This is a genomic window from Cellulomonas sp. Leaf334 (genome assembly GCF_001424195.1).
In the GTDB taxonomy this organism is placed as follows: Bacteria; Actinomycetota; Actinomycetes; order Actinomycetales; family Cellulomonadaceae; genus Cellulomonas.
On record NZ_LMOO01000001.1, the window covers coordinates 1,588,316 to 1,601,627 of the forward strand.

Here is a 13,312-nt window from a genome sequence, read left to right on the forward strand (position 1 = left end):
CGTCGGACGGCGTTGCGTCGGCGAACGAGCCCTGGGTACTGCCGGACTGGACTTCTACGGCACTCATCGCTTGTTCGACCCGCTCGGCGACCGACCCGGCTGCGGCGTCCGGACTCAAAACGATTCGGATCTGTCCGGTATGGGCTTTCTTTGGTAACTTGACTAACTCTGTACCGCCTCGTCCGCGACCGACAGCATCGTCAGGTCTCTGCGGATCGAGACCACCCAGGAGGTTCAATGAAGAACCGTCATCTCGCGCGTGCTCTGACTGCGGGGATCACCGCGGCAGCGCTCAGCGGGCTCGTGGCACTGCCCGCCCAGGCGGCCGAGACCGTCACCATCGTCGACCCGGACGCCAGCGCGGCGACCCGGTCGCTGTTCTCCTACCTCGACGACGTCCGCGGCGACGGCATCCTGTTCGGCCACCAGCACACGACGTCGTACGGCCTGACGTTCACCGGCGCCGACGGCATCAAGTCCGACGTCAAGAACCTCACCGGCGACCACCCCGCGCTCTTCGGCTGGGACACGCTGATCCTGCAGGGCGACGAGGCCCCCGGCTCGGCGAGCAACACCACCGAGCAGAACATCGCAGCGCTCGACGACCACATCGCGAAGGCGCACGCCCTCGGCGGCATCAACACCCTGTCCGCGCACATCGAGAACTTCGTGACCGGCGGCAGCTTCTACGACACCACCGGTGACACGCTGCGCGCGGTCCTGCCGGGCGGCCCCGAGAACGCCGAGCTCAACGCGTACCTCGACAACATCGCGGCAGCAGCCGACGGCGCCCGCGACGCCGAGGGCGACCTCATCCCGATCATCTTCCGGCCGTGGCACGAGAACGCGGGCTCCTGGTTCTGGTGGGGTGCCGCGTTCGGCTCCCCCGGCGAGTACAAGGAGCTCTTCCGCTACACGGTCGAGTACCTGCGCGACGTGAAGGGCGTGTCCAACTTCCTGTACGCGTTCGGTCCGGGCAGCGGCTTCGGCGGCAACGCGGACACGTACCTGCGGACCTACCCCGGCGACGAGTTCGTGGACGTGTTCGGCCTCGACGCGTACGACAACACCGGCTCGGCCGCGTTCCTCGACGGCCTGGTCAAGGACCTCGGCATGATCGCGGACCTCGCTGACGCCAAGGGCAAGGTCTCCGCGTTCACCGAGTTCGGCGTGACCAACGGCGTCGGCACCTCCGGCTCCAGCCCCGAGCAGTGGTTCACGAAGGTGCTGAACGCCATCAAGGCCGACCCGAAGGCGAGCCGCAACGCGTACATGCAGACGTGGGCCAACTTCGACGCCGGCCAGCACTACGTGCCCGTGACCGGGGACGCCCTGCTGCCCGACTTCCTGGACTACGCGGCCGACCCGTACACGCTGTTCGCGAGCGAGGTCACCGGCGCGTTCGACCGTGCCGTGGACACCACGCCCGCCGGACCGGTGCTCCACATCGCGTCTCCGGCCGACAGCGCCCGGGTCGCCACGTCCCCGACGACGATCCGCGCGACCGTCCAGAACGTCGACGCCGACCGCGTCTACGCCACGGTCGGGAGCACCGAGATCGAGCTCGCCGCCGGTGACGGCCTCTGGTGGTCGGCCCCGTGGGACATCCCCGCGGAGCAGCTGGACAACAGCACGCAGACGCTGACGGTGCACGTCGTCGCCGACGGGGTCGAGGTGCTCACCGAGAGCTCGTCCGTGGTCCTCGGCCCGCGACCGACCTTCGGCCCCGGCATCGTCGACGACTACGAGGGCTACGGCGACGACACCGCGCTGCGCGCCGAGTACGTCTCCTACGGCGCCAACACGCTCTCGCTCGACACGAGCGGGGAGTCCAAGGCGCTGCGGATGGACTACGACTTCGCGACCCAGACGTACACCGGGTTCGGGAAGCAGATCAGCGGCGACTGGTCCGACTTCAACGAGCTCGCGCTCTGGGTGAAGCCCGACGGCTCGGGCAACAAGATGGTGCTCCAGCTCGTCGCGGGCGGCGTCTCCTACGAGGCGTACCCGTCGCTGGCGGGCACCGAGGCCGGCGTCGTCACGTTCCCGTTCGTCGACTGGCGGCCGGCTCCGTGGGACACCGCGAACGCCAACCGCCGCATCAGCGACGCCGACCTGAAGGCGATCTCGCAGTTCAACATCTACGTCAACGCCGCCGACGACGGCACCGGCGACCCGTCGGGCAGCATCGTGGTCGACAACATCGCCGCCCTGCCGGGTGTCGAGCCGCCGCCGGTGTTCTCCGACGTCCTGCCGGGGTCGCCGAACTTCGAGAGCATCATCTGGCTGCACGACCAGGGTCTCGACGACGGCTACAAGGACGGCACGTTCAGGCCGACCAGACCGCAGACCCGCGAGGCCACGGCGTCGCTGCTCTACCGCTACTCGGAGGCCACCTTCGTCCCCACGGCGAAGAAGCCGACGTTCCACGACGTGCCCAAGAAGCACGCGTTCTTCAAGGAGATCGAGTGGCTGGCGAGCGAGAAGCTCGTCGACACGACGATCCCGCTGTTCCTGCCGAAGGGTCCGCTCGACCGCTCGTCCGCGGCCGAGGTCCTCTGGCGGCTCGCGGGGTCGCCCGAGCCGGCGGCGCCGGAGGCGTTCACGGACGTCCCGTCGTGGCACCCGTTCGGCACGGCCATCGCGTGGGCGACGGAGACCGGCATCATCGTGCCGACCTCCGCGACGAAGTACGGCGTGCTCAAGGTCGTCACGCGCGGTGACTTCGCCGGGTACCTCGACCGGTTCGACCACCGGCCGAGCCCGCTGGAGCCCGTCGTGCTGACGGACTTCGCCGACGGCGCCCAGGGCTGGGGTCCCATCGGTGAGGGCACGGCCACCGGCACCGGGGGCACGCTGACGATCGACGCCGCCGCTCCCGACGGCGGCTGGTTCGGGTTCGGTCCGTCCGTCGGTGACTGGACCGGGCGCACCGAGCTGCGGTTCGACGTCGTGTCCACCACGGGCTTCGACACGAAGGCCGCTCTGCAGGTGGGCTCCTCGTGGACGTGGTGCGAGACGTCGCAGGTGGGGTGGATCTCCGCCCCGACGTCCGACGTGCTCGTCGACCTGGCCACGCTGAGCGCCGAGTGCGGTGCGCAGCTGGCCGACGTGAAGAAGGTGAACCTGTACTTCAACGCAGGCACCCACGTGATCGACGACGTCGAGCTCCGCTGACGGACCACGCGTGGGCCTGCTCCTCCGCTCCACGGGGCCCGCGCGTCTCTCCGCTGACGTCCGCACTCCTGAGGCCCCCTCCCCCTCGAAGTGCGGACATCAGTGCGTCCCACCCAACAACGTCCGCACTCCGGTGGGCTCAGGCCCGATCGAGTGCGGACGTTGCTGCGTCAGCTCGCCGGGAGGAGCAGGCCGTCCCGGACCAGGCCGCGGGCCGACGGGAGGACGTCCGCGGCGACCGCGTCGGCACCGACCTCCAGGAGGGCACCCAGGGCGTTGACGATCTGGCCGACCGTGAGCTCCCCGTCGCAGACGCCGACGAACCCCGCGAGGGCCGTCCCGGCCTGCACCGCGCGGCCGAAGCCGCCGCCCTGGCGCAGCAGCACGACCTGCGGGTCCGGGTCGCCCGGCGTCAGGTACCGCTCCTCGGTGACGTCGGGGGCGACGACGAGCCGCTGGTCGGCGAGGTCCTCGTCGGACATCGCGAGCCAGTCCTGGGCGGCGAGCGAGGCGGCGACGGCCGGTCCGAGCGGCTGCCTGACCGTCCCGGTGACCTCTTCCAGCCGGCGCAGCGTCGGCGTGCCGAGCGGCTTGCGCAGGGTGACGAAGCCGAAGCCGATGCCCTCGACGGCCCGGGACGCGAAGTCGTCCAGCCACTGCCCGTAACGGTCGGCCCACGCCGCCCGGTCCCGGTCGGGCGTCGTGCCGCCGTCGCGGATCCACGTCTCGGCGTACTGCGCGGGGTCCTGCAGCTCGCGCTGGACCACCCATCCGTCCAGGCCGGAGGCGTCGAGCCACGCGCCGACGCGCTCGTGCCACTCCTCGCCGCGGCGCACCTCCCAGTTGCCCAGCAGCTGCGCCACCCCGCCGGGGGCGAGCGTCGCGCCGACGCCCTCGATGAGCTCCCGCACGATCGCGTCCCCCGCACGGCCTCCGTCGCGGTACTCGTACGACGGCATCCCGGGCGTCCGGGGCGTGATGACGAACGGCGGGTTGCTGACCACGAGGTCGAACCGCTCGTCGGCGACGGGCTCGAGCATCGACCCCTCGCGCAGGTCCAGCTCCACCCCGGCGAGCGCCCCGTTGAACCGCGCGAACGCGAGCGCTCGTCGCGAGATGTCGGTGCCGACCACCCGGCGCGAGTGCCGCGACGCGTGCAGCGCCTGGATGCCGCAGCCCGTGCCGAGGTCGAGCACGAGGTCGCGCTCGTCGCGCACGGTGACCTGCGCCAACGTGGTGGACGCCCCGCCGACGCCCAGCACGTGGTCGGTGCGCAACGCCTGCCCGGTCGCCAGCTCGCCGAGGTCGGACGCGATCCACCAGTCGACCTCGCCGCCACCGTCGACGGCCGTGTACGGGCGCAGGTCCACGCGGGCGCGGACGTCGTCGCCGTCGACCTCGACCAGCCCGAGCCGCGACGCACCGTCCACCGTCAGGCTCGGGAACGCCCGCTCGAGCGTGCGCCGGGGCGTCGTCGCGCCGAGCAGGAACGTCCGGATCAGCGCCGCGACGACCTCGTCGGCAGCCGCCTCGGTCGCCCGCAGCGCCGGCACGGGCTCCTCGCGGTGCAGCGCGTCGGCGGCGACCGCCCCCAGCACCTCCTCCACCCCGGCGACGCCGTACCCGGCGGCGGCCAGGTCGGCACGGAGCGCGGCCACGAGCCGCGCATCGGTCAGAGGCGCCCCGGGCGCAGGTTCCAGAACCACGCGCCCATCATCCCCGCAACGTCCGAGCATCCGGTCGCCAGGACGCTCACTTCCTCGGACGTCCCTAGACCGACCGCAGGAGGTCCAGGTCCACGACGAGCGGGCGGTGGTCGCTGCCGACCTGGGCGGGCGGGCCGGACGGGACCCGAGCGTTTCCCGACGCCAGGTCCGGGGACCGCAGGATCGCGTCGATGCGCAGGCGCGGCTCGATCGCGGGGAACGTCGGGTCCCCCAGGGGGTCGACGTCGACCAGCACGGTGGTCAGACTCGTCCAGGTGGGCCCGCCGGGGGGCTCGTTCAGGTCTCCCAGCACGACGGTCCGCATCGTGGGCACGTGGTGGACGAGGACGTCCGACAGGTGGGCGGCGCGCTCGTCGCGGACCAGCGAGAGGTGCACGACGACGAACCGGATGCCGTCGACGGTCGCGACGGCGACGCCGCGGCCGGTGCGGCCGGACAGGTTCGGCAACCGCACCGCCGAGTGGCTGGTCACCGATCGGCCGCGCGCGACCAGCAGGGCCGTCGTGCGGGCACCGCGACCGTTCACCACGGCCCGCATCCCCACGTCGCGCGCGAACCGCCAGGTCCGGAACCAGCCGAGGGGGCCTCGCGGCGGCTCCTGCAGGCCGAGCACGTCCGGCGCGGCAGCCCGCACGACCTCGACGACGTCGGGCCGGGAGAGCTGCAGGCCCTTGACGTTGTACGTCATGACCCGAAGGCGGTCCGCGCGGGAAGCCGTGGTCACGTCACCCTCCACACGACGTCCGCACCCGTACGCGCGGCAACCCACCGGAGCGTGGGCGCCAGCCGGCCGCGATCGCGGACGTCCGCGTTTGTGCGGGTCGGAGCCGGTCGGAGTGCGGACGTCGTCATGTGGACATCTTCGCGCGGGAGCGGGTGGTTCAGGGGCTGAGCAACCAGCGGACCTCGCGGCGGAGCAGGTCGACGCGCGACGGGGAGTCGTAGGAGCGGACGTCGTGACCGAGGGCGTCGTAGACGATCCGGCCCGGTCCGGGCGCGACCCACACGACGGGGTGCGCGGTGCCGTCGTGGTCGGCGACGAGGAGCACCTGGACGTCGGGCGACACCCGCAGGGAGAGGTACTGCTCGTCGTCGGCGGTGACCTCGGCCAGTCCGGCGGTGATCTCGTGGGAGCCCACCACCCGGAAGGTCGCGGTGCTGTGCGGGGGGTGCCAGGTGGTGCCCTCGACCCAGCGCCCGCCGAGCAGCGGCTCCCAGGCGGGTGCGTCGAGGAACGTGTTCGTCGCCTGGTGCAGCCCGAGCACGGGTACGCCGGACGCCACGAGTGCGGAGAGCCGCGCGTGGAACGGGAGCCAGTCGTCGTCGGTACCGTCGAAGTCGGGGTCGGGCCGGCCCCGGCCGGACGCGACGACCACCAGGTCGGGCTCGATCCCGTCGAGGGCAGCGGGCAGCGTCCCCCGGATCGTCACGTCGACCCCGTCGTCGCCCAGCAGCTGCGCGACGCGGTGGGCGATCGCGGCCGTGTCGTGCCAGGGGTCCTCGTACCGTCCGTGCCCGGCGAGCACGAGCGCGTGCGTCATCAGTCCTCCTGGGGGGTCAGCGCGTACCGGGCGTTCGACCACACCACATAGAGCAGCGGCGCGCACGCGATGAGCACCCCGATGCCGGGCTTGACCAGGAGGACGGCGACGAGGACGGCGAGCACGAGGACGTTGAGCGCCGACAGGTACCACCGCCGCAGCGCCACGACCGCGGCCACCCGCAGCGACGCACCGGCCAGGGCGTAGGGCAGGACCGCGACGACGAGCACCGCGAGCACGACGAACATCGGCAGCAGCGGTCGGGCGAACGCGATCTCGCCGGCGAGCGCACCGACGACGTTGACGGCGAGCACCCCGAGGATCGCGGCGCCGCCGGCCCAGAGCGCGAGCCCGCGCCGGAAGCCCTGGCGGTACGCGGCCACGAACGCGGCCGCCGGCCGGTCGTCGGCGGCGAACGCCCCGAACGCCCCGAGCAGCGCCGGACCGCAGACGCACGAGAGCACGGCGAAGAACGGCAGCGCCGCCAGCGGGTCCTCCACCAGCATGAGCGCGAGCAGCAGCGGCGCGCACGCCACCGCGAGGAGCAGGTTGACGACGAGCCCCGTCCAGAGGCCACGGAACCCGCGCTCGTAGGTGGTGACGGTCAGGGTGCTCATCCCTTCAGCCCGCTCGTCGCGATGCCCTGGATGAAGTACTTCTGCCCGATCAGGAAGATCACGAGGATCGGCACGACGGAGATCACGGAGCCGGTCATGATCATCGCGTAGTCGCCGTCGAAGAGGCCGACGAACGACTTGAGCCCCAGCTGCACGGTCCACAGCTCGTTGCTGGTCAGGTAGATGAACGGCCCCATGTAGTCGTTCCAGGTGGCGACGAACGTGAGCAGCGCGAGGCTGGCGAGCGCCGGCTTGGACAGCGGCAGGATGATCCGCCGGTAGATGCCGTACTCGGACAGGCCGTCGATGCGGGCGGCCTCGCAGAGCTCGTCGGGGATGGTCAGGTAGTACTGCCGCAGCAGGAACACCCCGAACGCGCCGAACGCCTGCAGCAGGATCAGCGACCAGAACGTGTTGACCAGCCCGGCCTTCTGCAGCATCACGTACTGCGGCACCATGTACGCCTGCCACGGCACGGCGATGGTCGCGATATAGGCGACGAACAGGGCGTCGCGCCCGCGCCAGCGCACCTTGGAGAACCCGTACGCCGCGAAGCTGCCGGTGAGCACCTGCAGGAACGTGATGACGAGGGACAGGAACAGCGAGTTGCGCAGGTACGTGGTCATCGGGATGCGCGACCAGATGTCGACGTAGTTGTTCCACTGGAAGTCGCGCGGGATCCACTGCGTCGGGACGGTGAAGACCTCGTTGTTGTTCTTCAGCGAGGAGGAGACCATCCAGACGAACGGCACGAGGACGCCCAGCGCGATGACCGTGATGAGCACGTACATGACCGCGGTCCGCACGGGGTGCCGCTCCGGGCCGACGGGTGGGACGGACGGCGGGTCCAGGGACACCGTGGCCGTGGGGGCTTCGACGACGCTCATCAGCGGTCCCTCCGCTCACCGAGGCGGAACTGCAGCACGGTCACCAGCAGGACGATGACGAACAGCACCAGGGAGATGGCCGACGCGTACCCGAACTCGCCCTGCGCGATGCCTTCCCGGTAGATCAGCTGCGAGAGCACCAGGGTGGCGCGACCAGGGCCGCCGTCGGTCATGACGACGATCAGGTCGAAGACCTTGAACGAGCCGACGGTCAGCAGGATCAGGACGAGGAATGTGGTGGGGCGCAGGGTCGGCAGCGTGATGTGCCAGAACCGCTGCCACGCGTTGGCGCCGTCGACGCGGGCGGCCTCGTAGTACTCGACGGGGATGGTCTGCAGGCCGGCGAGGAACAGGATCATGTAGTAGCCCATGTCCCGCCAGACGCTCGTGATGATGACGGCGGGCATGGCCCAGTCGGAGCTGGAGGTCCAGCCGGGCGGGTTGGCGACGCCGAGGGTGGTGAGGAGCTGGTTGACCGGACCCATCGTCGGGTTGAAGAGCATGTTCCAGACGACCGCGACGGCGACCAGCGAGGTCACGTACGGGAAGAACGCGGCGGTCCGGAAGAACCGCACGCCGCGCAGCTTGCGGTTGAGCACCAGGGCCAGCCCCAGCGAGCACAGCAGCGTCAGCGGGACGTGGCCGATGCCGTAGTAGAGGGTGTTGCGCAGCGCGATCCAGAACGTGTCGTTGCCGAACATCTTCTGGAAGTTGTCGAGGCCGACGAACTCGGCGGGGTTGTACGAGTCCCACTCCATGAACGCCAGCCCGAAGGCCGCGACCACGGGCACCAGCGTGAGCAGGGCGAAGCCGAGGAAGTTCGGCAGGATGAAGCTGATGCCGATGAGGGTGTTGCGGCGGGACTGCCGCCCGGTGGTGCCGGACCCCGCGGACGACGCCGTCGGCGCAGTCGGTGGCGCTGCGGTGATGGCCATGGTGCTCCTTCGCCTGCTCGCGCGGGCCGACCCGTGGGAGTCGGCCCGCGCGGACGGCTGCTAGTCGAGGACGTCCTGCTTGACGCGGCTCTCCATGGCCGCGATGCCGTCGTCGACGGACTTCTCGCCGACCATGATCAGGTCGTGCTCCTCGTTGAGGATCACGTCGACGTCGGCCGTGATGTCCGACGGAGCCATCTCGAGGGCGACGTCGTCGGGTGCGAAGGCCTCCTTGGACAGGTCGTCCGTGGGCATGCCCTCGAGCGCGAAGTAGGCGGCGGTGACGTCGTCGCTCTGCAGGGCAGGCACGACGCCGATCGCGGAGATCGCCTCCGCACCCTTCAGCGACGCCGCGAACGCCAGGAACTTCTTGGCGGCGTCCTTGTTCTTCGCGGCCTTGTTGACCGCGAACGCGGTCGGTCCGCCGAAGGTCGTGGTGGTGTCGCCGTCGTCGACCTGCGGCATCGGCGCGATGCCCCACTCGACGGTGGACTTGGCGTCCTTCTTGGCCTGCAGGATCCCGGAGATGTACCAGGTGCCCATCGGCATCATCGCGGTGGCCTGCGTCTCGAACATCGTCCGGTAGCTGACCTGCTGGGTCTTGGCCGTCGAGTAGTCGAGGGCGTAGCCGTCCTTCTGCAGGCCCACGTTCAGGTCGTACTGGTCCGTGAGGAACCCGTAGTCGCCGCTGAGCAGGTCGCCGTCGTTCTGCGCCTGCGCGATCGCCTGCGTCACTGAGCGCCAGACGTGGTTGTACGTCCCGTAGACCTTCTGCCCGGCCGCGTCGGTGCCGGTGAGCTTCTGCGCCAGGTCGGCGTACTCGTCCCACGTGACGTGGTCGGGGTAGTCGAGGCCCGCCGCGTCGAACAGCGCCTTGTTGTAGTACAGGACCCAGAAGTCCTGCCGGTACGGGACCGCGAAGAACTTCCCGTCCTGGTCGTACCCGTCCGTCCCGGCCAGCTTGCCGTCCGGGTAGTCGGTGACCAGGTCGGTGACGTCCTCGAGCTGGCCGCGGCCGGCCCAGCGCGAGTAGTCCGTCAGGGTCTTCATGGTGAGGACGTCGGTGGTGTCGCCACCGGCCAGCATCGTCGTGACCTTCTCGGGGTAGTCGTCCGCGAGGATGTCGACGGGCGTGATGGTGATGTCCGGGTACTCCGCCTCGAACGCGTCGAAGAGGGCCTGGAACTCCGGCGTCTGGTCCATGCTCCAGACGGCGACCGACAGGTCCACCGGTCCGGACTCGGTGGCCTCGTCGTCGGGTGCGTTCCCGCTGCCGCTGCCGCACGCCGCGAGCGTCAGCGAGAGAGCCGCGGCGGCGCCGATGGCGGCCAGGGCCTTCCTGTTCATGGTGCTCTCCTCTTCGGTCAGGTCACGTCGGGCGCCGTCGCCCGCGTGCTACTGCTGGTGGGGCAGGGTGCAGGTGGTCGTACGGCCGTCCGGCCACACGACGGTCAGCTGCTGGTCGACGACAGCAGCGGTCGGGGGACTTCCGGGGTGCTCCGCCAGACCGACGACGGTGAGCCACCACGCGCCGAGGACAGCGGGGGTCGACGCCCACGGTGTCGCGGTCCAGATGCCGAGCGGGCTGGCATCCCTGTCCACCCGGACCTCCGTGGTGGCCCCGTCGGCGACGAGCACCGAGGTGAGCGCACCGCTGCGGACGCCGTCGGGCAGGAACGTCGGCTCGCCGGAGACGGGCCAGCCGGCGCTGCGGAGCGTCAGGCTCGGGTCGGCGTCGTCGACGCGGACGACCCGGACCTCCCACGCGCCGCGCGCGACGGACACGGTGGTGAGGGTGCCGACCACGACGGAGGTGCCGACGAGGCCGGAGCCGTGCGTCGCCACCGTCGGGTCGACGTCGACGCGGTGCGCCTCGCTGCGGGAGGACACGACGCCGACGCCGTCGACGACCTCGCAGGTCAGCACGGTCATCCCCGACCGGTGGGTGGACCGCCCGTCGGCGTCGACCAGCACGACGGACTGGTCGAACGGCTCGGCCCACGCCTCGTCGTCGAGCAGCGGCGCGGTCGCGGTCGAGTACCCGAGCCGCGCGTACAGCGGCGAGTCGCCGTCGAGCGACCCCTCGAGCGCGTGGTCGGTGCCGTGGTTGACGACGCGCACGATGCCGTCGTCGTACGTCCCGCTGACGATCCAGCCGGGAGCGGCGACGGCGACCAGGTCGTCCGCCACCTCGACCGGCAGCGGCTCCTCGGCGGCGGTCCACACGGGGTGGTCGGCCGGCAGGGCGAGCCCGAGCATCCCCTTGGCCGCCCAGTACGGCGACCCGGTGCCGGAGTAGCTCTGCGCGAGCGGCCGCCAGGGCCCGTGCCAGCCGAGGGTCAGCAGCCCGTCCTCGTCGGGGGCGCCGTGCTGCACGAAGTGGGTGACGATGCTGGAGGCGGCCCGGCGCAGCTGCCCGGGTGACGTGCTGGGCACCTCCGCGATCGCGCCCGCCCAGTAGGGTGCCGCGGCCGCGAACCTGTACGTGAGGCTGCGGCCCTGGATCAGCGGGCTGCCGTCCGCGCCGACGAGGCGGATCGCGTCCTGCAGGTAGCGGTCGAGGCGCGCGACGTCCCTCGCCTGCCGGTCGGGCGCGACCGACGCGCCCTGCATCCGCGCCCAGAGCACGGGGTACAGGTGCATCGCCCAGCCGACGTAGTGGTCGTAGGAACGCTGGTCGCCGTCGGAGAACCAGCCGTCGGCACGCGCGAAGGACTCGTGCAGCGCGAGGTCCTCCTCCAGGTCCTCGGCGGACCACGGCCCGCCGAGGGACCTCAGGAACGTCTCGACGACGACCCGGAACCAGAGCCAGTTGTTGCGGGGGTACCCGCGGTCACCGACGACGGACGAGAGGTAGTCGACGACGCGCTCCTGCACGCCGGCGTCGAGGCCGTCCCAGATCCACGGGCGCGTCAGGTCGAGGATGAGCGCCAGCGACGCGGCCTCGACCTTCGCCTGGCCGTGCTCCTCCGGCCGCACCCAGCGCTCCGGCGACGACGGGTCGGTCCCCGCGGCGAGACCCGAGGCGTAGAGCTCCGCGAGGTTCAGCGGGTCGGCGCCGCGCTCCCCCGCGAGGCGGAACCCGGCCAGCAGGAACGTCCGCGCGAAGCCCTCGAGCCCGTCGACCGCGGTGCCGTACCCGCCCGGCGCCCCGGGCAGGGTGATCAAGGCGTGGCTCGGCGACGCGTACGGGCGGACCGCGAGCAGCATCTCGTCGGCGAGCGCCGCCCACTGCTCGCGGCTGCGGATCTCCCGCGCGCTCATGCGCCCACCACCAGGTGCTCGCGGGTCACCGGCGCGAGCACGGGACGTCCGAGGATCAGGCGCTCCAGCTCGTCGAGGGTGTGGTCGCTCATGCGCCGCGCCTCCGAGCCCAGCGACCCGGCGATGTGCGGCGTGAGCATGACGTTGGGCAGGTCGTAGAGGATCGAGGTGGCGGGCAGCGGCTCCGGGTCGGTGACGTCGAGGATGGCGGAGAGCCGTCCGCTGACCGCCTCGCTCTCGAGGGCCGCGGTGTCGACGAGCACGCCGCGCGCGGTGTTGATCAGGGTCGCGCCGTCGGGCATCAGGGCCAGCTCGGCGGCGCCGAGGAGGTGGCGCGTCTCCTCCAGGGCGGGCGCGTGCAGGCTGACGATGTCGCTGCGGCGCAGGAGCTCGGGCAGGTCCACCAGCTCCGCACCGGTGCCCACCAGGTCGTCCGCCGTGATCGTGGGGTCGGCGACCAGGACGGCGTCGGTCTCCAGGACGTCGAGCAGCTCGACCGTGCGGCGACCGATGCGGGACCAGCCGACGATGCCGACGGTCCGGCCGCGGTTGCTCAGGTGGCTGAGGTTGCCGTGCTGGTCGGCGAACGACCAGCGGTCGCGACGGGTGCGGGCCTCGGCAGCGAGGAACGGTGCGCGCTTGCCGGCCAGGATGATCGCCGCGAGCGTGTACTCGGCGACCGGCCGCGCGTTCTCGTCGGCGGCCGACGTCACGACGATCCCCCGCGCCCACGCCTCGTCGGGCACCAGGCCGCGCACGGTGCCGGCCGCGTGCAGGATGGCGCGCAGGCGGGGTGCGGCGGCGAGGTCTGCCGGCGTGATCGGCGGTGCACCCCAGGACGTGATCACGACGTCGGCCTCGGCCAGCCGCGCGCGCGCCGCCGGGCTCTCCAGCTCGTCGAGCCGCAGTGGCTGTCCGACCTCGGCGAGCTCGTGCAGCCGGTCGACCTGCTCCGCGTGGAACTGGAGCTCGAAGGTGCCCTCGCTCATGAGCAGCAGGACGTGGGGTCGCGCGGCTGCGGGGGTGCTGGGGTGCGTCACGCGTCGTCCTTCCTCATCGAAGTCGCGTCCGGGTCGATGTCGTCTTTGATCGGTTCGACCCGCGTGCAGGAGTTAAACGCACATAATTGATCCTCGTCAAGCGCTTCCCCGCCAGGTTATGATC

At 71.4% G+C, this 13,312-nt stretch carries 10 protein-coding genes; 1 reads left to right on the forward strand and 9 read right to left on the reverse strand.

The window, feature by feature from the left end; genetic code table 11:
• Window positions 1–237: 237 nt before the first annotated feature.
• On the forward strand, window positions 238–3,177 hold the full coding sequence (locus ASF78_RS07195; RefSeq protein WP_056586146.1) for a glycosyl hydrolase: 2,940 nt from the start codon (window positions 238–240) through the stop codon (window positions 3,175–3,177).
• A 170-nt stretch (window positions 3,178–3,347) separates the two neighbouring features.
• Here the strand turns inward: ASF78_RS07195 and ASF78_RS07200 are convergent, their stop codons facing one another.
• The 9 genes from ASF78_RS07200 to ASF78_RS07240 form a co-directional block, all read right to left on the reverse strand.
• Window positions 3,348–4,913, reverse strand: a complete 1,566-nt coding sequence (locus tag ASF78_RS07200) for a methyltransferase (RefSeq protein WP_056586149.1) — start codon at window positions 4,911–4,913, stop codon at window positions 3,348–3,350.
• A 34-nt stretch (window positions 4,914–4,947) separates the two neighbouring features.
• Window positions 4,948–5,628, reverse strand: a complete 681-nt coding sequence (locus tag ASF78_RS07205) for an endonuclease/exonuclease/phosphatase family protein (protein ID WP_156374059.1) — start codon at window positions 5,626–5,628, stop codon at window positions 4,948–4,950.
• 157 nt (window positions 5,629–5,785) lie between these two features.
• The gene (locus ASF78_RS07210) at window positions 5,786–6,445 is read right to left on the reverse strand and encodes a ThuA domain-containing protein (RefSeq protein ID WP_056586155.1); all 660 of its coding nucleotides are present in this window, start codon (window positions 6,443–6,445) and stop codon (window positions 5,786–5,788) included.
• Window positions 6,445–7,062 (reverse strand): hypothetical protein, encoded by a 618-nt coding sequence (locus ASF78_RS07215; protein WP_056586158.1) that lies wholly within the window; start codon window positions 7,060–7,062, stop codon window positions 6,445–6,447. Before ASF78_RS07215 ends, ASF78_RS07210 begins: the two co-directional genes overlap by 1 nt.
• Window positions 7,059–7,949, reverse strand: a complete 891-nt coding sequence (locus ASF78_RS07220) for a carbohydrate ABC transporter permease (RefSeq protein WP_156374060.1) — start codon at window positions 7,947–7,949, stop codon at window positions 7,059–7,061. The genes ASF78_RS07215 and ASF78_RS07220 overlap by 4 nt, the downstream gene beginning before the upstream one ends.
• On the reverse strand, window positions 7,949–8,884 hold the full coding sequence (locus tag ASF78_RS07225) for a carbohydrate ABC transporter permease (protein ID WP_056586161.1): 936 nt from the start codon (window positions 8,882–8,884) through the stop codon (window positions 7,949–7,951). The genes ASF78_RS07220 and ASF78_RS07225 overlap by 1 nt, the downstream gene beginning before the upstream one ends.
• Before the next feature lie 60 nt (window positions 8,885–8,944).
• A complete protein-coding gene (locus tag ASF78_RS07230; RefSeq protein ID WP_056586164.1) occupies window positions 8,945–10,231 on the reverse strand; it encodes an ABC transporter substrate-binding protein in 1,287 nt (428 codons plus the stop codon).
• Between the two features lie 48 nt (window positions 10,232–10,279).
• Window positions 10,280–12,148: a DUF2264 domain-containing protein gene (locus ASF78_RS07235; RefSeq protein WP_056586165.1), complete on the reverse strand. Its 1,869-nt coding sequence runs from the start codon at window positions 12,146–12,148 to the stop codon at window positions 10,280–10,282.
• Window positions 12,145–13,188 (reverse strand): hydroxyacid dehydrogenase, encoded by a 1,044-nt coding sequence (locus ASF78_RS07240; protein WP_235518431.1) that lies wholly within the window; start codon window positions 13,186–13,188, stop codon window positions 12,145–12,147. Before ASF78_RS07240 ends, ASF78_RS07235 begins: the two co-directional genes overlap by 4 nt.
• Window positions 13,189–13,312: the final 124 nt, after the last annotated feature.